Origin of the sequence: Candidatus Villigracilis proximus (genome assembly GCF_016717045.1) — a bacterium.
Lineage (GTDB): Bacteria > Chloroflexota > Anaerolineae > Anaerolineales > Villigracilaceae > Villigracilis > Villigracilis proximus.
Window position 1 is genome coordinate 230,447 of record NZ_JADJUO010000007.1, and the last position, 22,101, is coordinate 252,547.

The 22,101-nt window shown below is 50.3% G+C and carries 22 protein-coding genes; 2 read left to right on the forward strand and 20 right to left on the reverse strand.

Going from position 1 to position 22,101, the window contains the following annotated elements:
• Position 1: 1 nt before the first annotated feature.
• The 19 genes from IPL71_RS09675 to IPL71_RS09765 all read right to left on the reverse strand — a co-directional run bounded on the left by IPL71_RS09675 (position 2) and on the right by IPL71_RS09765 (position 19,294).
• Complete coding sequence (locus IPL71_RS09675; protein WP_345321074.1) at positions 2-1,570, reverse strand: UDP-N-acetylmuramoyl-L-alanyl-D-glutamate--2,6-diaminopimelate ligase; 1,569 nt, start codon at positions 1,568-1,570, stop codon at positions 2-4.
• 91 nt (positions 1,571-1,661) lie between these two features.
• Positions 1,662-2,381 carry a F0F1 ATP synthase subunit B gene (gene atpF, locus IPL71_RS09680; RefSeq protein WP_345321076.1) on the reverse strand — a complete coding sequence of 240 codons (720 nt, stop codon included), beginning with the start codon at positions 2,379-2,381 and terminating at the stop codon, positions 1,662-1,664.
• Positions 2,382-2,399: 18 nt separating this feature from the next.
• Positions 2,400-2,642, reverse strand: coding sequence for an ATP synthase F0 subunit C (gene atpE / locus IPL71_RS09685; RefSeq protein ID WP_345321077.1), 243 nt, complete (start codon positions 2,640-2,642; stop codon positions 2,400-2,402).
• A 55-nt stretch (positions 2,643-2,697) separates the two neighbouring features.
• Positions 2,698-2,850 carry a hypothetical protein gene (locus IPL71_RS09690; RefSeq protein WP_345321078.1) on the reverse strand — a complete coding sequence of 51 codons (153 nt, stop codon included), beginning with the start codon at positions 2,848-2,850 and terminating at the stop codon, positions 2,698-2,700.
• Positions 2,851-2,890: 40 nt separating this feature from the next.
• Positions 2,891-3,694, reverse strand: a complete 804-nt coding sequence (locus IPL71_RS09695) for a F0F1 ATP synthase subunit A (RefSeq protein WP_345321079.1) — start codon at positions 3,692-3,694, stop codon at positions 2,891-2,893.
• The gene (locus IPL71_RS09700) at positions 3,649-3,981 is read right to left on the reverse strand and encodes an AtpZ/AtpI family protein (RefSeq protein WP_345321080.1); all 333 of its coding nucleotides are present in this window, start codon (positions 3,979-3,981) and stop codon (positions 3,649-3,651) included. The genes IPL71_RS09695 and IPL71_RS09700 overlap by 46 nt, the downstream gene beginning before the upstream one ends.
• A gap of 238 nt (positions 3,982-4,219) precedes the next feature.
• The gene (locus IPL71_RS09705) at positions 4,220-5,668 is read right to left on the reverse strand and encodes an NADH-quinone oxidoreductase subunit N (RefSeq protein WP_345321081.1); all 1,449 of its coding nucleotides are present in this window, start codon (positions 5,666-5,668) and stop codon (positions 4,220-4,222) included.
• Entirely contained in the window at positions 5,669-7,192 is a 1,524-nt protein-coding gene (locus IPL71_RS09710) for a complex I subunit 4 family protein (RefSeq protein ID WP_345321083.1), read from the reverse strand.
• Between the two features lie 7 nt (positions 7,193-7,199).
• Entirely contained in the window at positions 7,200-8,723 is a 1,524-nt protein-coding gene (locus tag IPL71_RS09715; RefSeq protein WP_345321084.1) for a complex I subunit 4 family protein, read from the reverse strand.
• A 9-nt stretch (positions 8,724-8,732) separates the two neighbouring features.
• Positions 8,733-10,901 carry an NADH-quinone oxidoreductase subunit L gene (gene nuoL, locus IPL71_RS09720; RefSeq protein ID WP_345321085.1) on the reverse strand — a complete coding sequence of 723 codons (2,169 nt, stop codon included), beginning with the start codon at positions 10,899-10,901 and terminating at the stop codon, positions 8,733-8,735.
• 8 nt (positions 10,902-10,909) lie between these two features.
• Complete coding sequence (nuoK, locus tag IPL71_RS09725; RefSeq protein WP_345321087.1) at positions 10,910-11,218, reverse strand: NADH-quinone oxidoreductase subunit NuoK; 309 nt, start codon at positions 11,216-11,218, stop codon at positions 10,910-10,912.
• A gap of 9 nt (positions 11,219-11,227) precedes the next feature.
• A complete protein-coding gene (locus IPL71_RS09730; protein ID WP_345321123.1) occupies positions 11,228-11,680 on the reverse strand; it encodes an NADH-quinone oxidoreductase subunit J family protein in 453 nt (150 codons plus the stop codon).
• 118 nt (positions 11,681-11,798) lie between these two features.
• Positions 11,799-12,992, reverse strand: coding sequence for a complex I subunit 1/NuoH family protein (locus IPL71_RS09735; protein ID WP_345321089.1), 1,194 nt, complete (start codon positions 12,990-12,992; stop codon positions 11,799-11,801).
• 124 nt (positions 12,993-13,116) lie between these two features.
• Positions 13,117-13,470, reverse strand: a complete 354-nt coding sequence (locus tag IPL71_RS09740) for an NADH-quinone oxidoreductase subunit A (protein ID WP_345321091.1) — start codon at positions 13,468-13,470, stop codon at positions 13,117-13,119.
• Between the two features lie 151 nt (positions 13,471-13,621).
• Complete coding sequence (locus IPL71_RS09745; RefSeq protein ID WP_345321093.1) at positions 13,622-14,368, reverse strand: hypothetical protein; 747 nt, start codon at positions 14,366-14,368, stop codon at positions 13,622-13,624.
• 349 nt (positions 14,369-14,717) lie between these two features.
• Positions 14,718-15,473, reverse strand: coding sequence for a nucleotidyltransferase family protein (locus IPL71_RS09750; protein WP_345321095.1), 756 nt, complete (start codon positions 15,471-15,473; stop codon positions 14,718-14,720).
• A 36-nt stretch (positions 15,474-15,509) separates the two neighbouring features.
• A complete protein-coding gene (locus IPL71_RS09755) occupies positions 15,510-16,409 on the reverse strand; it encodes a phosphotransferase (protein ID WP_345321097.1) in 900 nt (299 codons plus the stop codon).
• Between the two features lie 251 nt (positions 16,410-16,660).
• Positions 16,661-18,301, reverse strand: a complete 1,641-nt coding sequence (locus tag IPL71_RS09760) for an amino acid permease (RefSeq protein ID WP_345321099.1) — start codon at positions 18,299-18,301, stop codon at positions 16,661-16,663.
• 54 nt (positions 18,302-18,355) lie between these two features.
• Positions 18,356-19,294, reverse strand: coding sequence for a metallophosphoesterase family protein (locus tag IPL71_RS09765; RefSeq protein ID WP_345321101.1), 939 nt, complete (start codon positions 19,292-19,294; stop codon positions 18,356-18,358).
• Between the two features lie 605 nt (positions 19,295-19,899).
• Between IPL71_RS09765 and IPL71_RS09770 the strand changes: the two genes are divergently transcribed.
• Together IPL71_RS09770 and IPL71_RS09775 are read left to right on the forward strand one after the other, a co-directional pair.
• Positions 19,900-20,445, forward strand: a complete 546-nt coding sequence (locus IPL71_RS09770) for a response regulator (RefSeq protein WP_345321103.1) — start codon at positions 19,900-19,902, stop codon at positions 20,443-20,445.
• Between the two features lie 122 nt (positions 20,446-20,567).
• Positions 20,568-21,563 (forward strand): tetratricopeptide repeat protein, encoded by a 996-nt coding sequence (locus IPL71_RS09775; RefSeq protein ID WP_345321105.1) that lies wholly within the window; start codon positions 20,568-20,570, stop codon positions 21,561-21,563.
• A gap of 56 nt (positions 21,564-21,619) precedes the next feature.
• On the opposite strand, the gene IPL71_RS09780 is transcribed toward IPL71_RS09775, so the two are convergent.
• Positions 21,620-21,955 carry a hypothetical protein gene (locus tag IPL71_RS09780; protein WP_345321107.1) on the reverse strand — a complete coding sequence of 112 codons (336 nt, stop codon included), beginning with the start codon at positions 21,953-21,955 and terminating at the stop codon, positions 21,620-21,622.
• Between the last annotated feature and the right edge of the window lie 146 nt (positions 21,956-22,101).

Below are 22,101 nucleotides of genomic sequence, written 5' to 3' on the forward strand. Positions count from 1 at the left end.
TTTATCCCGACAGCCAGTCTTTTTCGTTTTTATCCTGCGAAGGAAGATACGGCATCTGCGGACCTTCAACGCCTAAAAATTCCGCGAGTGCAGAGCGCATGGCGGTGCGATCATCCCACAAGTATTCGGTCTTCCCAAAGCACATTGATTGTTCATGTCCCTTGCCGCACGAGAGGACAATATCCCCTTCACGAGCAAGCCTGAGTGCAAATTTAATGGCTTCGCCGCGATCCGCGATATGCCAGAACGTCTCCCCTTCACGCCCGCCCTTTGACCGTGCGCCCTCCGCCATCTCTTCGAGAATCCCATCCAATGATTCTGTGCGCGGATCTTCAGCCGTCAAAATGGACAAGTCTGCCAGTTCGATGGATGTCTCAGCCATCATGCGGCGCTTCTCTTTGTCTCTCAAGCCTGCGGAACCAAAAATGGAAATGACCCTGCCCTGAGTCATTTTTCTGCCCGCTTCCAAAGCCACTTTGAGCGCGTTCGGTGTATGGGCAAAGTCTACGATTGCGGTGAAGTTCTGCCCGAGCTTGATCTGCTCCATGCGACCGGGAATGCCGTCCAATGCGGCTATACCGCGCGCAGCGGTCTCAGGGTCAACGCCAAGCCCGTAGACAGCGGCTGTGAGCGCTGCGAGGCAATTTGAGACGTTATACGCCCCGACCAAATCGCTCTTCACCTCTACACGAAAATCGTTCGAGACTGCGATGAATTCAATTCCTGAAGAGCTATATTCCACATTCTCTGCACGGACATCGGCAGAGTGACCCAGACCGTAATTTAATTTCTTCGTTTTTATAAATTCATTAAGAAATTCAAAAGAACGGTCATCGCGGTTAATTACGCCCAAGCGCGGATTCCCCGTCGGCTTTTCCTTTGTCTGCTCAAGGCTGCTAAACAAACGCGCTTTCGCGGCGCGATAGTTTTCATAACTGCCGTGCTCATCAAAATGTTCGTGTGTGATATTCGTGACCACGCCAATATCAAACTCGCAGGCATCCACGCGATGTTGCGACCAGCCATGTGACGTGGTTTCCAATACCACATGGGTCAACCCGGAGTCAACCATCTGTGCCAGATAACGCTGCACGTCATGCGCATCAGGCGTGGTGACATGGAAGCCTGTATCCAACACTTCGTCACCGATCACCGCGTTGACCGTTGAGATCATCCCAGCCCGAACCCCTGCGGCGATCAAAATTTTATAGAGGATATTACTCGTGGTGGTTTTGCCGTCCGTGCCGGTGACGCCGATCACTGTCAGCTTGCGGGCGGGCCAGTTGTAAAAGGCAGCAGCTAAAAAGGTCAGAGCCTGACGCGGGTTTTCGAGTCGAATGTATGGGACGTTGAGTCCGCTCAAATCCCTATCCCCGATAATTGCAACCGCACCATTCTCAATCGCCTTTGGGATGTAATTATGTCCATCGACAGAGCCGCCCTGCATGGCAACGAAAAGATAACCCGGCTTCACTGCGCGGCTGTCTATGGCAATGCCGCTGATTTCGGCATCTGGAAGATCAGATGGACTGGAAAATGGAAAGTTAACAAACAAGTTTTTTAGAAGCATTTATCTCTGTTTATCTCCGTTCATCAAGGTTTAAAACAAAAAAGGGTTCTGGTAATTTTACCAAAACCCTTTCGATATCAAATGAATGATCTTACTTCAAAGTCTGGCGCAGACCATCGAGCTTGCCAGCGACGGAACCATCAAGAACTTTGTCACCGACTTTGATGACGAGGCCGCCGAGAATGGAGGGGTCAACTTTGAAGGTAACTTCCTTCGCAGAGACGCTCTTCTTCACGGTTTCCTGTTCCTGGCTGGTGAGCGGAAGCGCGCTGGTGACCAGAGCGGAATCGCCCTTCATTTCACCTTCGAGCACCACAACCTTGCCGGCATTCACACCAGAGAAGAACTCATCGATCAAGGCATGCTGCTTCTTGTCATCCAAAGCGTCGCCAACGAGCTTGTTGGCAGCGGCAATGGCGAGAGCGGCAACCTGTCCGCGCAGATCGCCGAGAATGCGATTGCGTTCGAGTTCAGCTTCGGCCATGGCAGCTTCGCGAGCCTTGGCGGCTTCGGCTTCGGCGGCGGCTTTCACATCTTTGCCGGCGGAAGCGGCGCGCTCAGTGGCTTCACGAACAACCTTGCCCGCTTCGGCCTGAGCTTCAGCGAGAACTTTGGCGGCTTCTTTTTCAGCGTTCGCGCGGGCTTCGGAAGCGACACGAGCATCTTCCAAACCTTGTGCGATCTTTGTCTTGCGGGATTCCATCATGTCCAGCATGGGTTTATAAACCCAAGCGTTCAGTGTAAGAAACACAATTGCGAACGCGACCAGTTGAACAATGAGTAATCCGAGATTAATACCAAGAGCTTCCATGTTTCAATGCTCCTTGAACTATACGACTTTGAAGAGCATAAGGAACGCGATAACCAAACAATAAATAGCAATGGATTCAGAGAACGCCACGCCGAGGATCATGTTGGTCAACAAGTTACCATATGTATCGGGGTTGCGAGCCATACCGCCAAGAGCACCCTGCACGCTCAAACCAATACCTACACCAGCGCCAGCGGCGCCGATCATTGCCAAGCCTGCGCCAACAAAACGCATCGCATCTAAAAGAAATTGTCCTTCCATATTACAAGCCTCCTTAGGTTTATCCTAATTATTTATGAATTATTTTTTAAACAAATTAATGTTCAGCGTGTTCTTCGTCGCCGTGACCCTGTGTGGCCATTGCCATGAATACCATGGTCAACATACCGAACACGAAGGCTTGTATGACACCCACGAACAACTCAAACATCATGATCATTGCAGGCAAAATACTGATCTTGCCGAGCAATCAAGCAACCACCGCGACCAACACCACACCCGCGAACATATTACCGAAAAGACGGAATGTGAAATGAAAGGATCTTCGCGAATTCAGAGATGATTTCCAGCAGACCAACGAGAAAATCCATCGCGCCGAAAAACGGCACTTTGAACATTCTCTTTGTATTGAAGAACTTGCTGAAGTAGCCAAGTCCCTGTGCGCGGACACCCATCACCTGAATGGAGAAGAACGAGATCAAAGCCAGTGAAAGGGTGAAATTCAGATCCACAGAGATACCGCGGAAGAATGGAGCCAGAATATAGCCGTCATGTTCCAGTTTCTCGGGAAGAATATTCGCCCAACCGCCGCCCAACTCAGCGATGGCATGACCTTCGCCATGAGCGTGGTGGATCACACCGATCGACTCAAACCCGGGGAGCAACTTAAGCAGGTTCGCGAACAACACATAAATCATAATCGTCGCAAACCAGGGGAAGATCGCCTTCGCCCACTTCGTGCCAGCAGAACCCTCGGTCATGTTATACAACATTTCCAAAATGGCTTCCATCACGTTGCCAATACCAGTCGGCACGAGATCAGTCTGTTGGCTCTTCTTAAGTGAACGGTTCGCGGCAAATCCAATCACCAACAGCAGGACAATCGTCACTGCCAAAGTGGGGAGAGTATTTACCAAATAGAAGGGGCCAGCAAAACCAAGAAAATTCTCAGTCAGTGGCTCCTCGATCAATTTTTCGGCGGCAACCGTGATCTCAGGCTGAACGGGGACAAAAATCCCGCCCAGAATAAAACCAGCGATCATAAGCACTAGAACAATCCAGCGCCGCCAGGGGGTACGTTTTTGGGTCTCCAAGCCCGCCTCCTAAGCAGTAGTTTTTTTTCTCTTCGGCTTCGTATTTTTCCCTCAAACGCGCCAGCGTTTTTCGCCACATACAGCATCAGGAAGACCGAAAGAGGGATTCCAGCAAACAACAACACCAGTGTAAACACCGGCTTCGTTCCAAACGTATTATCAAGCCACACTCCGCCAAACACAGAAGCCAGAATAATAGCTATGGTAATACAACCCACCTGCCCGATCATTACCACGAGCAGGGTGTACACCATATTCTGACGATTGGTTTGCTTTGTTTGTGTCATGTCGCACGATTATAACTGACAGGTCAAAGGGCTGTCAAACGGAAATCAAAAACTGGTTTGGATGTCTGCCCGGGTGAATTTCTCCACACTGCAAGGTATTTCCACCATCCAAGCCATTCCGCCCCCCATTCAACGCCTCACTTCTGGACCTTGACCTGCTGCTTCTGCTTTCGAAAATATTTTGCATAAGCATAACCGTGGACAATGGTCTACCGTCCATCGTCCACGGTCAGATTTCCTAGAACAAATTCAATGCCGCCGCGTCAGACCAGCTAAACCACGGGGCGAATACCGTGCCGACCAAGATCACACCCAGCGCCAGCAACGCCAACGCAATCGCATATGGACGAGTCAACGGGATGGGGTGATTCTCTTCATCTTCATTCGGCATACGATACAGATAGACAAACTTCATTGCATTGAGATAGTAGTACACACCAATGATGGAGTTAAGAATACCCACAACGACCAGCCATGTGTAACCAGCCTGTACGCCCGCCGCAAAGACAAAGACCTTCGACACAAAACCACCGAAAGGCGGCATACCCGCCAATGATAGGAAAGCCGCAAGCATCATCAATCCCAACCAGGGGTTACGTCGACTCATGCCGGCGTAATCCTGAATCTCTTCAAGGCCGGTGATGCGACTGAAAGCCATCACCACACCGAAGGCAAGCAGGTTGGTCGCAATATAAGCCGCGAGATAAAAGACTACGCTCGCCGCGCCCAATTGACTAAATGCCACCACACCGATCAATGCGTAACCCGCATGTGCAATGGATGAATATGCAAGCAGACGTTTGATATTGGTCTGCGAGATCGCAAGCAGATTACCGACCGTCATGGTGATCGCCGCAAGCGCAGCAAAGATCAACGTCCATGAGGGAGCGAAACTGGGAAAGGCAACAAAGAAGAAGCGGATGACAACCGCAAATCCCGCAGCTTTGGACGCCGTCGAAAGGAACCCAGCCACAGGAGTCGGCGAACCCTGATACACGTCAGGCGCCCAGAATTGGAAGGGGACGATGGCAAGTTTGAAGCCAAGTCCTACAATTACAAGGGCAAACACACTGAACGCAAGCAGGACAGAAATGTCACCGCTTGTGAATAACTGGGAGAGCATGTAAATATTGGTCGTGCCGGCGAAACCAAAGATCAAACTAAAGCCGCAAAGCATGATGGTCGAAGCCAGTGTACCGAACAGCAAATACTTGAAACCAGCTTCAGTGGAACGATCGTCAGCCAGTAAAAAGCCTGAGAGCACATAAAGCGGAATCGACGCGGTCTCAATTGCAAGGTAGAGCATGATCAGGTCGGCTGAAACAGCCATCAGGTTCATGCCGAGAAGCGAGGCTAAAAGCAGAAGATATGCCTCGCCGCGTTGTCCGGCTTTCTCGTGATCCATCAACAGCAGAGCGGTCGCTGCGGCAGCGAACATGAAGAGAATCTTGAAGAAGAATCCCAGCCAGTCAAAGCGGATCATATTACCGAAGACGGCAATTGGCTCGCCGGGCTGCCCAAAGAGCAGGCTGACGATGATGATCAAGAAGAGTCCGCCGGCGGTGAGCCAGCCTGCGTTACGGCGCTGATCTTCCTTCCAGAAGGGTTCAACGCACAGCAGGATCACAGCCAGGGCAAGGATCAAAATTTCGGGGAGAACAGAAGCGAACATGACGGGAGTAAACATTTATGCACCTCCCAGAAGACGCAGGATATTCTCAACGCCTTTTTCGACCATGGGAACCATCACCGCCGGGAAGATACCGATGATGACCATGCACGAACAAAGGGTGAAGATAGCGATCTTATCCAGGGCGGTAATGGGTGAAATGTGGCCTTCGAGTTTCTCAGGCATTGGACCGAAGAACACGCGGCGAATGGCGATCATGATATAGGCCGCGGTGATGATAATGGAAATGCTTGCAATAACAGCCACGAGCCACTGTCTGCCCCAGACGCCCATGAAAATGGGGAATTCAGCCACGAAGCCGGAGAAACCGGGCATGCCCATTGAGACAAGACCGCCGATGATAAAGCCAACGCCGGCAAATGGCAGAGCCTTCATCATGCCGCCCAGTTCAGGGATCTGACGTGTGTGCGAGCGGTCATAGATCATACCGGTCACAGCAAAGAAGAGAGCTGTCATCACACCGTGCGAGAACATCTGCACACCTGCGCCCACAAGACCATCATGATTGAGTGTGGAAACGCCCAACACGACCAGACCCATATGGGAGACAGAAGAAAAACCGATCATATATTTCAAGTCTGTTTGGACAAAGGCAATGAAAGCACCGTATACCACAGCGACACCTGCAAAAGCCATGACCAGCCAGGCCCATTGTTTCGCGCCTTCGGGCAAAAGCATGATACCCACACGCAAAGCAGCGAACGCGCCAAGTTTCATCAACACGCCCGCATGGAACATGGATACAGCTGTCGGCGCGGCCACGTGACCATCAGGTGACCAGTTGTGGAAGGGCCAGATACCGCCCAGGACTGCGAAGCCGAAGAAGACAGGCAGGAACCAGGCATATTGGAAAGCAGCCGAGAAGCCAGCCTTTTCCATCAAGAGCATGTCAAAGGAGAGCACGCCTGTATTTGTATATTGAGTCCAATACATGGCGAGGGCGCCGACGAGGGCAACCACGGAACCGATGAACAGGTAGAGAGTCAACTTCATGGCCGCGTATTCACGAGTCTTGACCCAGCCCCAAATGGCGATGAGCAGGTACATCGGGAACACGGCGATTTCATAGAAGAAGAACAGCATGAACAGATCGAGTGAGACGAATACACCAAACACGCCGCCCGCAAGCAGGAAGAGGAAGGCGAAGAATTCGCGCGGTCTGTCTTGAATGCCAGCGGAGATGTGATGCTCTTCATCGTAAACGCCCCAGGAGATCAAGACACCTGTGACCATAACAATACCGGTCAACAAAACGAGCGGAGCGCTCATCCCGTCCACGCCGAATTTCAGGCTGATGCCGAGCGCAGGCAGCCAGTTGTAGGTTTCGATAAATTGATAACCATTCATGTCGCCGAGCAGGTATTGCAGGTACATCCAGCCAGCAAGCAGAAGGTCAATTACGGCGGTTGCCAGCGCAACCCCGCGAATTTCAGTTTTGCGTTCGGCAGGCATCATCAACATGATGACCGCAGCTACAAAAGGAAGGAAAGTGATAATACTCAGGATGGGAAAATTCATCATCCACCTCTTAGAACAGAGCCACTACGGCTTTGTTGATAACTTCCAAAATCCACGCGGGCCAGATGCCGATGACTAAAATTAAGACCATCAGCGGGACCACCACGAAAATTTCGCGCGTGTTGATCTCGGTCAGTTTGTGTTCGCCGTGGGCCCAATGTTCATTCTCGGGACCATGCAAAACTTTCGCGATGCCTTTCAAAATATAAGCACCTGTAAAAAGTAAACCGATCATGGAAATGGCGGTGTAGACTTTCAACACCGGATATGCACCCCGTACCACCAAAAATTCGGAGACGAAGCCATTAAGACCGGGTAAACCAAGGGAAGCCATGCTCATGAAGATCAGAATGCCGCCGTAGACAGGCACGAGCGGGAATAAACCGCCGAACTCTTCGAGGTTACGGGTGTGCGTACGTTCGTAGATCACACCGACCATAAAGAACATGCCAGCCGCAGACAAACCGTGATTGAACATTTGTAAGACCGCGCCATTCATGGCGATATGAGCTTCGGCTGTTCCAGCGGCCAAAGCTGCCGCAGCGATACCGAGAACGACAAATCCCATGTGATTGACTGAAGAATAAGCCACAAGCCGTTTGAAGTCTGTTTGACCGTACGCGGCGAATGCACCAAAGACAATTGCAGCCACAGCCAGGAAAGCCAGCGCGCCCGCAAATATCCTCGATTCAACCGGATAGAACGGAAGCACGATACGCAGAAAGCCATACGCGCCAAGTTTAAGCAAAACACCGGCGAGAAGCATGGAGCCAGCTGTTGGGGCTTCTGTATGTGCATCAGGCAGCCAGGTGTGGAAAGGCCAAACTGGGACTTTAATGGCGAAGGCGATGGTGAATGCCCAGAAGGCAATGGTCTTGACGGTATGCACTGGCATACCGGGGAGAACAGAACCAGCATCCAGCGCATTCCAACGCTCATAGAGGACGACCAGGTCATAGGTCCCGAAGAGCACGCCGAGCATTTGAATCCCGAGCAACAGACCGAGCGATCCGCCCATGGTATAGATCATGAACTTGAGCGAAGCGTAATCCTTGTTGGCACTGCCCCACTGATTGATGAGGAAATACATCGGGACGAGGCCGATCTCCCAGAAGACGAAGAAGATCAAAAGATCAAGCGCCATGAAAACACCGAGCATGCCTGTTTCCAAAAAGAGGAAGAGCATCATGTACGGTTTGACGCGGTCAGTTACGCTGAACGAAGCAAGGATGGCGAGCGGAGTCAACAAGGTGGTCAGCAAAACCATTGAAAGGGAAATGCCGTCCACGCCCAGATGAAGCGAGGAGTTCAGCGCCTCATACCATGGATAGGTATTCTGGAACTGGAAACCGGTCGCATTGGGATCAAAGTTGTTCCACAAATATACGGTGAGCCCAAAGGGAATTAAGCTCGCGCAAAAGGCAAACCAGCGGATAAGTTTTGTCTCGCCGCCTGGCAGGAAAAGCATGATCAATGCCGCGATTGTCGGCAGAAACAAGATCAGAATAAGGAGGTGGGTATTAAGAAAATCCATTATGCGCTCCTAGGCCAGCAGTAAAAAGTAAACGAGGCCGCCGACCACAAACAGGACGACCATTGAAAGGAACAGGTACTGCTGGATACGACCCGTTTGAATGGGACGGAGATTCTTGCCGATCCAGTAGGTTGCGTCGGCAGAACCGTCACCAATGAATTGATTGATAAACGGCACATCGAAGTAATTGCGGATCGCGCTTCCGACTCCGCCGGTAGCTGGTCCGAATAGGTCGAGAATGCCATCGATGAGGCCTTTATCCATCCACTTGGAGACGAAGACTTCTGAGAACCAGGTCAACGGTTTGATGAAGATGATCTCGTAGGCTTCGTCGAAGTAGTATTTGTTCTTGAGCAAAGGAATTTGTAATTTATCCTGCTCAACGGAAGTGACATTGCGATAAGTGAGCCAGCCAAGGAAAAGTCCGCCAAGCGCTACAACCAGTGAAGTGAGCAAGGGAACGATGTTGAATTCCAATGCTTCTGGATGCTCCGCGAGCGTGCCGCCAACGAATTCATGGAACCAATTTGGCACGAGTCCGCCAAAGACTGGGAAATGTTCGGGGATGCCGACCCAGCCATAAGTTATAGCAAAGAACGAGAGCACAACGAGCGGAGCGGTCATCGTCCAGGGAGTCTCATGCGCATGTTCCGCTTCTTCTGTGCGGGGTTCACCAAGGAAGGTCAATGTGATCTGACGCATGGTGTAAAACGCGGTCAGGAAGGCGGCGACAGCGAGTGTAATAAAGATGGTCATGTGACCGTGACCGAAAGCATCAGCGAGGATTTCATCCTTCGACCAGAAGCCGGCGGTGATGATCGGGAAACCGGAAAGAGCAAAGCCGCCGATCAGGAAGGTCCAAAATGTGATCGGCATCTTCTTGCGCAGACCGCCCATGTTGAACATGTCCTGCGGATCAACTTTGTGATTGCCCGTGTGAAGCACGCCATGTTCCATACCGTGAATGACAGAACCAGAACCGAGGAAGAGCAAGGCTTTGAAGAAGGCGTGTGTGATGAGGTGGAAGACAGCGGCGATATACGCGCCCATACCGAGCGCGGCGATCATAAAACCAAGCTGTGAAATGGTGGAATAAGCCAGTACGCGCTTGATGTCATTTTGTGCAACAGCGATGGTTGCCGCAAAGATGGCCGTGAACGCACCGATGAAAGCCACAACACTCATGGCAGTGGTTAATTCATGTCCATTGAAATCAGCGGTGAGGAGCGGGAACATGCGAATGACTGCATAGACACCCGCTGACACCATGGTCGCCGCATGGATCATGGCGCTGACAGGGGTCGGGCCTTCCATCGCATCTGGCAGCCAGACGTGCAACGGCCATTGCGCAGATTTACCAATTGTGCCAATGAAGAGCAGCAAAGCGATAAACCCCGCAGCCGACAAACCAAAGATGCCGGTCGGCACAACTGCAAGCGTGTATAAAATCTCCTCGGAAAAAATCTCACGAAAAGACAGGGTGCCGGTCACGCTATAAAGAAAAGCAATTCCCAACAACATGAATACGTCACCGATACGAGTGGTCATGAAGGCTTTTATGCCTGCATTACGCGCAGAAGGTTTGGCGTACCAAAAACCGATCAAGAGATAGGAACACAAGCCCATGATCTCCCAGCCCACGAAAAGCGTGAGGAGGTTATCGGAGACAACGAGAGTATACATACCAAAAGCGAATAAGCCGATAAACGCAAAAAAGCGTGAGTACATCGGCTCCACCGAAAGCACAGTGTGCTTATGGCCGAGTTCATCAGTCACAGTGGCGCCATGTGGAGGAAGGCCGGCATGGTCGTGATCGCCAGCGGGTTGACCAAAGTTGTGATAACCAACGCTATAAATGAAGATCATCAAAATGGTCCATGCCACAAAGAACAAAACCGCGGCAGAAAGCGGATCAATCAACACGCCGACTTTCAACCATGTCTCGCCCGTTGGAATCCAATCGATCGAAGCGGCAAATGGATGTTCGCCAAAATGCTCGGTTATAACCGCATTATAAAAAACATACATGGATCCCAAAAAGGAAAGGAATGCCGCGCTGATTGCCACCGTATGACTTAGGGCCTTGTTCTTATTCGTAAACAATACGATCAAAACAAAAGCCAAAAGGGGTGGCAAGGGAATGAGCCAAACTAAATTAGTCACAAATTCATGTGTCATGTGCGTCCCTACCACTTCAACAAATCAAGTTCTTCCGCCACCACCGTATTGCGACGGCGATAGACAGAGATTACCAAAGCCAAACCAACGGCCACTTCCGCGGCGGCGACTGCAAAGACAATGATCGCGAAGACCTGCCCTGCCATCAACGAAATATCACCGTAACGCCAGAAAGCCACAAGGTTGATATTTACGGCATTGAGCATCAACTCAACGCCAAGCAAAATTGCAACCGCGTTTCTGCGCGCCAGCACACCAAACAAACCAATACTAAATAATCCGGCCGCGAGAATGAGATACCATGAAAGAGGAATCATCAACGCCTCCTATTTCTTATTGAACGCGAGATAAACCGCGCCAACCAATGCCGCAAGAAGCAAAACGGATGCGACTTCAAACGGCAGGACATATCCCAGCGGAGAGGTCAATGCGCCGCCCAATTGATTGATCGCATCAAAACCAGACGGGATGGCTGCGGCCTGTTTCGAGAAGCCGCTCCAACTCTGGAGCAAATAGGCCAGCCCGGCGAAGGTCAAGACCGCCATCAAAGCGCCTGCCCACCAGTTCTGATTCAACGCCGCGCCTCTATCCGCCCCCTGACCACCGGTCAACATGACCGCGAAGATGAAGAGAATGGCGATCGCGCCACTGTACACCACCACCTGCACAACCGCCAAAAAGCCGGCATTCAGCAAGGTGTAGATGATCGCCACACCGAACAGCGTCGCAACCAACCACAACGCAGCATGGACGAGGTCTTTACCGTCACCACCAGCAATGCGGCAATCAGTGTGACAGCGCCAACGATTAGAAAAATTACTTGTTCACCAGTCATATAAAATCCTTTGGTAATTCGCAAGCAGTAATTGGATATTTTTATTACCAATTACCAGCTTACTAATGATGAGCCTCTACAACCTGCTTCACACCTTCCACCCGCTCGCGTTCCTTTTTGCTCACAGAGCGGACAATTTCCATTGAGACCCAGGCGACGATCACATTCGAGAGGATCATGCCTGTGATGTAGAGCCAGCTATCAGCGCCGCGCAGAAGCGCATTCATCAACGCTGTCACCATCACGAGGACAAAGGCCACAGGCGTCAGGAATTTCCAGTTAAAGGCAAGCATCTGATCGATACGAATACGCATCATGGTGTATTTGACCCACATGATGACCCAGTATCCAACCAGTGCCTTAAACAAAATGATCGCGATCGCGAGGAAGGGACTAACCTTCTCCAAACCGAAGAAACGATACCCGCCAAAGAAGAAGATCGCCCAGAAACCGCCAAAGGTGAAGGCGTGCAAAAGTTCGCCCGCGTAGAACATGCCGAACTTCATGCCTGAATATTCAATGTTGTAACCGGAAACCAATTCTGATTCGCCTTCAGCGAGATCGAAGGGCGCGCGTCCCAGTTCTGCAATGGCCGCGATCAGGAAGATCAACGCCGCCAATGGAGAAAGGAAAACGTACCAGATGTTCTGGCTTTGAATAATGGTATTCATACCCATCGAACCCGAGAAGATGGTCGGGATGAGCAACACTGCAAGCATGGGGATTTCAAACGAAACCATCACAGCCACCTGACGGAAAGCGCCGATGACCGAGAATTTATTGTTTGATGACCAGCCCGCCATAATGATGGAGAGCGTGCCGATCGAACCGGCCGCGATGATAAACAACGCACCCGCATTCAAATCCACGCCGAGCATGACGGGCGCCAAAGGCACAACCGCCCAAAGAATCAAAACGGACATCATCGAAAGCATTGGCGCAATGTTGTAAACCACTTTATCTGCGCCATCGGGCGTGGTGTCTTCTTTGATCATCAGCTTGATGATGTCTGCGAATGGCTGGATCAAGCCGAAAGGTCCGAGGCGATTCGGGCCGATGCGGTCTTGAAAACGAGCCACGACTTTGCGTTCGATCCAGACAAGGAGGATGTCAATCACCATCAAAATGGAGATGAGCATCAACACACCGAGGAAAGCCACCAGCACATTTGCCGCGACTGCATTCATGCCCCAGCCTACAAAGACACCGGATAACCAATCTGCGGCTACTTTCAGAGGGTCATTCCAAAAATTCATAAATCGCTCCTATTTGCGCAGCTGCTATTTTTCAATATCAACCTGGCGCGCGCATTTTCCTTTTACACAAAGAAAAGGCTGAAAGGAAAAATCCGTTCAGCCTTTTCTATTTTCTAACCAAAACTTACGCCCATTCCAACATCCCTTTGCGCCACGTGTAAACGAGACCAGCAACAAGGATAAGAATGAATACAATACCTTCGACAACAGCAAACATACCCAACTGACCGAGTCTTACAGCCCAGGGAAATAGAAAAACGGTTTCCACATCGAACACGAGGAAGACCAGCGCAAAAATATAATACTGGGCTTTAAATTGCACCCAGCCTTCGCCGATCGGTTCGATACCGCATTCATAAGTTGATTGTTTAATGGGGTTGGGCTTTTTGGGACCCAGAATCCAGGCAACGCCGATGGCGCCCACTGGAATAATCAAACCAACGATAAAAAATAAACCAACGTAAAGCCATTCGTTCATTTAACTGCTCCGCCGTGAAATGTCTTTATATACCGCACACTACACTATTAACACAAAAATAACATGTGAGGTGTGGTACAAACGGCGAAATTGTACCATATAGAACAAATCAGGCCCTATGATTGCATGTCAATTTTTTGGGTGATATTCGTCATATATTTCCCTGCCTGGGTCTTTTGCAGAAAAAAATTAGCGTTTTTCTTCTCTTGAACAGGAATTTGATGATGTCTTCAATAAACGGGAATCCGATGACGCCGCCCACAACGGCCCCGATCACACCGGATGTGCGCGCCAGATTAACTGACAGCCCGAAGAAGTCCACCGCTTCAACCTCGACGATTTGAGCTGATACAGCAATTCGGGTCTGTTCTCCCGTTGACTTTTCCTCAAAGTTCAAGTGCAGCCAAACCGTGCCGCGATAGATGCCCGGCTCCTGCGGACGGATACTCCAAAAAAACGTAGCGGACTGTCCACGTTTGAGGGGCTCGTAAATGGCATCGGCGGGTTGAATCAACATGCCGGCCATATCCAAATTGGCCTCGGCTGTGACATTATGCGTTTCATATAAATCCGGGATTTGAATTGTCTCCCCCACCACCGTATTTCCTTCAAATTGAGCAGTCGGCGTAATATTCCCAAGATCATCCACCTCAAGTTTCAAGCGGATAATATCCCCTTCAACACCAGCCCGCATTTTGGAGGGGAATTCCAGGGTGAGGCGGCGGGTTTCAAGAATTGCAGGAGCAGGTTCCGGGTTCTCAGGCTGACTTGTAGGCTCGACAACTGGTGCTAAAGATGTAGGAGAAGCTGCCTGTGGTGTGGCGACAGTCCCATCACTACACGCAAGGACGGCAAAAATCAAGGCTATGACTGAAAGAAGAGCTGGAAATCGATTCATGGTGAGGTTAATTGCATCTCAGAAGGAGAAATAGAACGAACCCGAGTCTCACGCGGATTCGGCCCATAAGCCCAAATCAAAAGCGAAATTGAGACAGCAAGGATGAAAATTGAGAGGAAGAGACGAATTGTTTCTATTCATTTTACATACCTCTCGCAACCAAGCAATTAATATACAACATACCCAATCACCTACCTACTGTTTAATCAAAGGGGGCCCCCTTTTGGGGCAACCCATCTATTTTGCGGGCGCTGTTTTAGGAGCTTTTCTCGTGTTCTCACGCCTCGTAGGTTTCATGGTGGCAACTTGAGTTATTTACCTGTTTACCTTTACCTGCCTACCTGTTTACTTATCTCCTCACTTCTTCCACTTCAATGTACCACTTCACCCGCGTGCCTACACGATCGCGGATCTGCCAGGGCAGAGGTTTTGGCATTTCTTCAAATGTCTTGCGGATTTCCTGCGCACGGCTTAGTACCAGATCACGCTCTTCCTGCGTCAGGTTTACGCTTTCATCTTTCATTAAGTCTTCGACATGCCCTAAATTAATGGATGTGGTTTTGTAGAGACCCCAATCCTGGCTGCATAATTTGGCAAGGATTTGCAGGTTGATCATATCTTTATCGCCGTTGCCTGTTTCATTATTCAGCAGCAAGGAAGTAATGTCCATCATATCCTTGCGATTCAATTCAACGATCTGCGCCTTGGACAAAAACAACTCTGCCAGAGGAATGGTAATTGGGTCAAAGGTCAAGCGGTTCTCCATTGGAATCTTGTGACACATTTCAAAATCGCCAACGAAGATGTCGATCTTCATTTCACTGGAATTATGATAATAAATCTGGCGTTGATCGCCGTTCAACACATTGAATTGCTTATGTGGGGAATAATTCACGGTAGGCATGAAGGCTTCAAATTCACGGCGCTGTTTGCCTGCGACGACAAAATCAAGGTCGCCGAAATCACGCATGAACAGCGGATGATTCTTCCGGTTATGTGCCTGCACAGCCAATCCACCGATCGCGCGCAGTTGAATGTTCTTTGCGTTCGCCGCATCGATCAGGCGGGTCATTTCTTTTACAACATCAAGTTGATTCGATTCCATTTTAATTTCTCACCTGCTCCCATCCTTCGACTACGCTCAGGATGCAACATCCTTCATCCATGTGGAAAATTCGCGTGAATCCATTTTTTCAGTTGCCCTGCCCCAGCGCTCGATGGCCCAACCCCAAAAATCAAACTCGATGGTGGAGATGTCCGCTTGAATGGCGGCCCATAATCCCCAGCCGACATCAGACATGATCATATTTAATTTCATGCGTGCAATTTTATCAGCAGAAGCTTCACCAAAATAAGCAGCGCAGACTTCCGCGATCTGCTGATCGTTGAACTGCATTTCCTGACAGGTATTTCCCAACTCAAAGGTTGGGTCATTGTTGCCGCTGTATTCGTAATCGATCAGCCAGAGTTGTTGGCCGTCGTCAATATAATTTTCAGCGAGCAGATCATTGTTACATGGGACAGTCGCCAGCGGTTTGACAGACATCGCCTTTTCGATCTCGTTCACCGTGGACATTCTTTCGAGATAGCCATCGGGGGTTTTGATGCCGCGCTCACTGCACAGGCTGAGATAATACTCTGTGAGGCGAAACATGTTGAAGTCCCGCAAGAGGCGTTCTCCAGCGTGGAGTCTCTTAATCGAGTCAGACATCCGCTTTGGCATTCCGGGTGCGTTTAATGAATCCTTAGACATGGTCACGCCGTTTAGGAATTCCAAAACCATCACATCGTGTTCAGGTAAATGATATAAAACTTTGGGACCAACACCTGCGCGTTCGGCAGTTTTTGCGCTGTGATATTCGTTTTTGCGGTCAATGGCAAGCAACTCAGTACCTTCCCCAGGCACGCGGATAAAGAATGGAGCGCCATCCACAAAGACCTTGTAATTCGTGTTGGTCAACCCGCCTGAAAGAAGCTGAACGGAAACATCCCTGCCCTTCCAGTCATCCAGTTTTGCGACAACTTCTTCAATGATCGCCATACGCTCTCCAAATAAAAGGCCGTATAAAAAAATAGGTAATGGTTAAGTTGAAGTGACAAACCTAAACGCGAATTTCTCGAATGAGGCGAATGACGCAAAAACCAAAAATATTCGTAAAATTCGCGGCATTCGCGTTAAAGCTTTTTAGTATTTGAACACATCACTTACGTCTTGACCATTACCCAAATACAGAAAACAAAAGGTGACAGTCACCCGCTTGCGCGAAGATGACTGTCACCCATGCTTAAATTTTATTCGACAGGAATTTCAGCCTGTACTTTATCGAGGTCAATGCCGCCCTTTTTGCGGTAGGACTTGAAGCCATAATAAATGGCTGCGGACAATGCGTAACAGGTTCCAAGGAATATGATCGAATTCGTATTCTTGAAACTAATGCCATATAAGCCAGCGCCTTCACCACCTGTATTTAGCCAGGGATCGAACAGCCATTCGACGAGCAGGAAGCCGAGGAAGGAAGCGAAGATCACGCCAGCGACCGTGATGAGCGGAATGCCAAACACTTTCATCTGGGCGATCGGTGAAGCTTCGAAGAGTTCCTTCTTCTTATATGGAAGAACGATGGCGGCGATGGCTGTGCCGAAGTACATGATGGCAATGCCCTGTGTCGCGGCAAGGGTGATGGAATTAAAACCGCCCACATTGTATGCATATAAATATGAAACAAGCAGAGCAGGCACCACCATCAACAACATCGCGTTGACAGGCGTGCCGCGTTCACTCAACTCGGCCACTTTCTCTGGCAGCAAGCGGTCAAACGCTGCCGCAAAGATCACACGTGTGGAAGAAAGGAACAATGTGCCAGCCCAACCGAACCACCAGAAGCTCATCAAAACGACAACCACGATTTGAATGAGGCGATTGCTGGTTAGGAAAAGCGCAAGCAAGGCAGGGTAAGGCCAGACGGGCAAAGGCACTGCGGCTCCATACCAGACGGAATTCCACCAGGCGCCGTTGGACTGCATGTAAAAATCCCAACCAATGGTTCTGGATACGCCAAGGAAGAAGACAATGCCGAGCACGGTAACAGCGCCGAGTGCGGCAGCCATACCAGAGAAGTTGCGTTTGTAATCTGTGGCCCCGCGGACTTCACCATACAGGGTTGCACCCCAATTGGGCCACAAGTTAAAGAATACCAACCAGGGAAGTGTCAGAAGAACCAGTTTAAAAGTTCCGCCAGTTAATGGTGTCGCAGCGCCGGCATCTATGCCCGCTTGAACAGTGGCATCGTACGCGCCGGGCAAAGCTCCAAATAAATTGGTTGCATTCTTTTCGTAGCCAGCCTTGAAGGCCTCAGGCGAACCGGTGAAAAGCAGGACGATCACGATCAACAGTCCAAGCATACCGGCGTAGAAGGAAAACTTTTGAATGCGCGCATAGGTTTTCATGCCGAGCATGATGACCAATGCAACAAAACCAAGTGCGATCAAAGTGCTGACAAACAAAGGCGTGCCGGCACCCGCAAACCAAACAGCGGCATCCTTCAATCCGAATACACCGAGAAGGGGCACCATTACAACCTGACGGAACATATCACCATAGACCGGAGTCCACAGCCAGAGCGTGAACCACCAGCCTGTAATGGCGAGAATGAAACCAATGCCGCCGCCAAAGATACGAGTCATCCAAACGTAATCACCGCCGGAGCGGGGCATGACGGAAATCAGGGAGGCATAGACAATGATCTCAAAGATGATAAAGACCGCGCTCACGATCAGCGCATTGATCATGCCGCCGCTGAAGAAATACATCTGGCTGAAACTATAGAATCCCAACGTGACAATATTGATGGAAAAGAACGCATATACAAACGCGTCGAAGACTGACCACGAACGTACCATGCCAGTCGCCTTACGGACAAACAAGTTGCTCATAACTCTCTCCTCTTTTGGTTTAAGTTTCTTAAGCAGGAACACAACTTCCCGCGTTTAACCTGTTGTCAAAACGTAATTCTCGATCTTGTTCTTTCCTAATTTTACGATTGCGCCAAGCAGAGTCCCCTGCTCGTACATGGAACCCGGATTAATACAAAGTGTTTTTCCGATGCGCGTTGCCCCGCGGCCTTCGTGAATATGCCCATGCAAAGAGATCAAGGGCTGAATTCTTTCGATCGCCGTACGCAGCGCCTTCGAGCCAACCGGGATCATCGAGTTGCCCGCCAGCACCGGACGCAGATCCTTATCCAACTCGGGCGCTTCATCCAGCCCCGATTTATATGGAGGGACATGGATATTGAAGATGGAATTATGCGGATCTTTGAGCTGACTGGTCATCGCTTCATACCTGACTGCTAGTTGATCCTCGTCCTCTTCACGGTGCGTAGCCCAGGGAGTGATATTGCTCCAGCCCGAAGCGATCATCTCGTGACCATCCAGCGAAGAGACCTTGCCCTCAACCAGCAGCACGCGCTTGCTTGAGCGGATAATATCGTCCACTTCGTCCATATCATCATTGCCGGGCGAGCAATAGACCTGCATATCGGTGCCATCGAGTTTTTTATCGGCCAGGTCCATCCATTGCTGAACAACCTTGAGCACTTCGGCTAGAAAAATTTTGCTGACGCGCTCCGGGTCTTTTTCCAACTCAGCAATTTCATCTGGATTGGTCATGTATGGATAATAGCCGCGGCTGCGGACACGTTTGATCATGTCTGCAAGTTCTTCGTCGGTTGAGGGTTCAAACACCTGTTCAAGCAAAGTGATACGATAGTTTTTCCCGCCCTGATGAATAAATGGGATGACCGCCTTGCCTGTCATATCCCCGCCGAGGACCAGCTTATCGGCGCCGTAAAATTTCCCCGCATTTAGAAACTTACTCCAGCATATATCCGAACCGTGTATATCTGTTGCAAAAAATATAGTAGTCACATGCAAATCCTTTTATTTTGGGATAGCTTGCAGAGGTGGTGCGGAATTGATTGGCCGATTATACCCCCAGTAAAACAGAACGCAACCGTATTATTAACAAAAAGCGCCCGTCTTGCGACGGGCTTAAGAAGGAGGAAGAATGAAAGCGAAATCGGCCGATTAAGAAACAGATTCAGACAAAAGATATTTCATATACTCGGCACGTTCGCGCTCCTGCAGCACGGATGAAATGATCCATTGTGCAAATACAAGAAGAATATACATTAGTTTCAAAACCTGACCTTTCAGTCTCATTGATAACCAAAGTATAAAAGCGGACCTTTAACCCTGCATTGTCAGCGGGTTAAGATTAATTAAAACTTGACCATGCCGTAGTGCAAGTACAGAATTTGATCGCCGTCCATAGTCGGAGGATCAAGAACAAGACGATCATGCATACAGGAAGATTAATTCTCCCGAGCCTGAAAAGGCTCATTTTTCTTGAGCATAAGATGCTCCGCCCCGATAAACTTTCATTAAATAAATCACATTACACGCAATTATCCAGCTCCTGCAATTTGACCGAATGCCGCGCCAAAAACAACACAACCTTCTCAGGAGAAGTTATGAAAACAATTCTGATCGTGGAAGATACCGAGCTGAATATTGACCTGATCACCCAGCTCCTTGAAGACGATTACAAACTTCTCATTGCAAGAGACGGCATTGAAGGCGTTTCGATGGCAACCGAACATATTCCCGATCTGATCCTGATGGATATTTCCCTGCCGATCCTGGATGGATACGAGACCACACGCACCATCCGCAAGACCATGCCAAAGATTCCCATCATCGGCATCTCTGCCCACGCCATGGACGGCCACGAACAAAAAGCAAAAGATGCGGGCTGCACCGATTATCTGACCAAACCCGTCAACGACGATCTATTGTTCAAGATGCTTAAAAAAATATCTGGGCGAATAGGATTTATTTTTATGGCGAAGAAAATAGTTAAAGCAGACGATGGACAACAGACCGTAGACCACATCCGCGAATTAGCGTGGACGGGTCAACACAAACCGGCAATTGATTCAGCGACGCAAGCCTTAGCCACGCCGAAAATTAAACCCGCCGAACAAATGTCCCTGCTCGATCTGCGCGCGGAATCCTAGATCGCCCTAGGCAAACTCGACCTTGCCATGAAAGACGCGAAGGAAATGGGGAAAATCGCGAAGGGCGGAAACGAATATCGAATACTCGAACATCGAAGACCGCCAACCCGCAACTTCTTGTCATGGCATTGAACCGCCTCGCCCTCGTCCAAATGCGGACGGGAGACTTGAAAGCCGCCGTCAAATCCGCCACCGCAGCCGTCAAGGCGAGTTCAAGCAATCGTCACTCGAAAATCGAAAATCGTCAATCGCTTGCCCTCAGCCTCTTCCGCCTTGCCGAAGCTCAATTCCGTGCGCGCCAAAGCGAAGCGGCAGTTGAAACCGCGCCAAAAGCCATCACCCTCTATCAAGAACTGGGCGACCTTTCGGGTGCAGGGCGCGCGTATTGGGCGCTCTCTTATGGATATTTCTTCAGCGGCAACGCTGAAGCATCGCGCACTGCGGCTTTCACCGCGCTGGAACTCTGCCAGCAGGCGGGCGATCATTATGGCATCGGCAACGCATTCAATAGTTTTATCTTTTCAGATACCGACCTTGTTGAAAACATGCAACATGCACAACAAGCCCTGCAAGCCTTTGAAACAGCAGGCTATGTTGAACGCCAAGCGGCTGCAACCGGGAACTTATCCAACGTTTATAGTGAACTGGGTTTATACCCTCATGCGCGCCGCTTATATGGCGAAGGGGTTGATATTTCCCGCCGCATCGGCGCAAAAATAGGGTTGTCTGTGCAGTTGAGCAACCTGACGACTACTGAACTTACCCTCGGGCTGGCAGAATCAGCCTTTAGATATCTGGCGGAATACACACAGGTTGCAACCGCGCTCAGCAACCCCGGACTCAAAATCATTGCTCGCTTCAACCTCAGCCGGAACTCGCTTTGGCACAGAGGCAATCCCCAAGGTGGCTGTGCGGCATCAAAAGCCGCGTTGAAAACCGACCATGAATTCGGCTTGGGCAACGGGATCCTGCTTTGCCAACCTGGGATTAAAGCCTCGCCAACAACGACCCCGCCGCCGCGCTCAAAGCCACAAAAAAGCGATGGACATGTTCCCGTAGCGGCGTTTTTACTAGACCCGAAGGCTTTGTTATCTGGTGGCGCCATACACAGGCGCTAGCTGCCAACCAGAAAAACAAAGAAGCCAGCCAAGCCATCGAACAGGCGTATGACCTATTACTCGAGCGCATCGCCAATGTGCGCGATGAAGGCTATCGCCGCAACTTCCTCAACAAGGTCGAAGACAATCGCAAACTCCTGCAATTCTGGGCGCAGGATGGGGCGAAGCGTAAGTTGCCCAAAGAGCGGCTCTATGCGCATCTCGCGGTGGAGACCAATATCCGCGAACCGTTCCAGCGCCTCGCGGCGACGGGTCTGCGCCTGAACGCGTTGCACACCCTCGAACGCATCCAAACCTTCCTCGTCGAAGAAGCCACCGAACTGAGCGGCGGCGAAGCGCGTGATGTTGATCCTTGAACAGGACGGAAAACGCCAGGAAGTGGCGGAATCCATTCTGCCGCTGCCCCCTATCAATCGGGCAAAGGATATGAAAAGCCGAAGACCCCAAGGATGTGTTGAAGCGGGTTGGCAAGTATTTGGATCAGGCGCGTCAAACGCGGACACGTGCAGTTGACTCTGCCTTCGAAGAACACTTCTAC

Excerpts from the sequence above, each read along its gene's own strand:
- IPL71_RS09755 (WP_345321097.1), bottom strand. The coding sequence starts at position 16,409 with ATGGCGATCATTGAAGAAGTTGTCGCAAAACTGGATGACTGGAAGGGC.
- nuoL (WP_345321085.1), bottom strand. The coding sequence starts at position 10,901 with ATGACACATGAATTTGTGACTAATTTAGTTTGGCTCATTCCCTTGCCA.
- IPL71_RS09705 (WP_345321081.1), bottom strand. The coding sequence starts at position 5,668 with ATGTTTACTCCCGTCATGTTCGCTTCTGTTCTCCCCGAAATTTTGATC.
- IPL71_RS09700 (WP_345321080.1), bottom strand. The coding sequence starts at position 3,981 with ATGACACAAACAAAGCAAACCAATCGTCAGAATATGGTGTACACCCTG.
- atpE (WP_345321077.1), bottom strand. The coding sequence starts at position 2,642 with ATGGAAGGACAATTTCTTTTAGATGCGATGCGTTTTGTTGGCGCAGGC.
- IPL71_RS09715 (WP_345321084.1), bottom strand. The coding sequence starts at position 8,723 with ATGGATTTTCTTAATACCCACCTCCTTATTCTGATCTTGTTTCTGCCG.
- IPL71_RS09760 (WP_345321099.1), bottom strand. The coding sequence starts at position 18,301 with ATGAGCAACTTGTTTGTCCGTAAGGCGACTGGCATGGTACGTTCGTGG.
- IPL71_RS09745 (WP_345321093.1), bottom strand. The coding sequence starts at position 14,368 with ATGAATCGATTTCCAGCTCTTCTTTCAGTCATAGCCTTGATTTTTGCC.
- IPL71_RS09775 (WP_345321105.1), top strand. The coding sequence starts at position 20,568 with ATGGCATTGAACCGCCTCGCCCTCGTCCAAATGCGGACGGGAGACTTG.
- IPL71_RS09770 (WP_345321103.1), top strand. The coding sequence starts at position 19,900 with ATGAAAACAATTCTGATCGTGGAAGATACCGAGCTGAATATTGACCTG.
- IPL71_RS09675 (WP_345321074.1), bottom strand. The coding sequence starts at position 1,570 with ATGCTTCTAAAAAACTTGTTTGTTAACTTTCCATTTTCCAGTCCATCT.
- IPL71_RS09780 (WP_345321107.1), bottom strand. The coding sequence starts at position 21,955 with ATGGATTCCGCCACTTCCTGGCGTTTTCCGTCCTGTTCAAGGATCAAC.
- IPL71_RS09740 (WP_345321091.1), bottom strand. The coding sequence starts at position 13,470 with ATGAACGAATGGCTTTACGTTGGTTTATTTTTTATCGTTGGTTTGATT.
- nuoK (WP_345321087.1), bottom strand. The coding sequence starts at position 11,218 with ATGATTCCTCTTTCATGGTATCTCATTCTCGCGGCCGGATTATTTAGT.
- atpF (WP_345321076.1), bottom strand. The coding sequence starts at position 2,381 with ATGGAAGCTCTTGGTATTAATCTCGGATTACTCATTGTTCAACTGGTC.
- IPL71_RS09735 (WP_345321089.1), bottom strand. The coding sequence starts at position 12,992 with ATGAATTTTTGGAATGACCCTCTGAAAGTAGCCGCAGATTGGTTATCC.
- IPL71_RS09710 (WP_345321083.1), bottom strand. The coding sequence starts at position 7,192 with ATGATGAATTTTCCCATCCTGAGTATTATCACTTTCCTTCCTTTTGTA.
- IPL71_RS09750 (WP_345321095.1), bottom strand. The coding sequence starts at position 15,473 with ATGGAATCGAATCAACTTGATGTTGTAAAAGAAATGACCCGCCTGATC.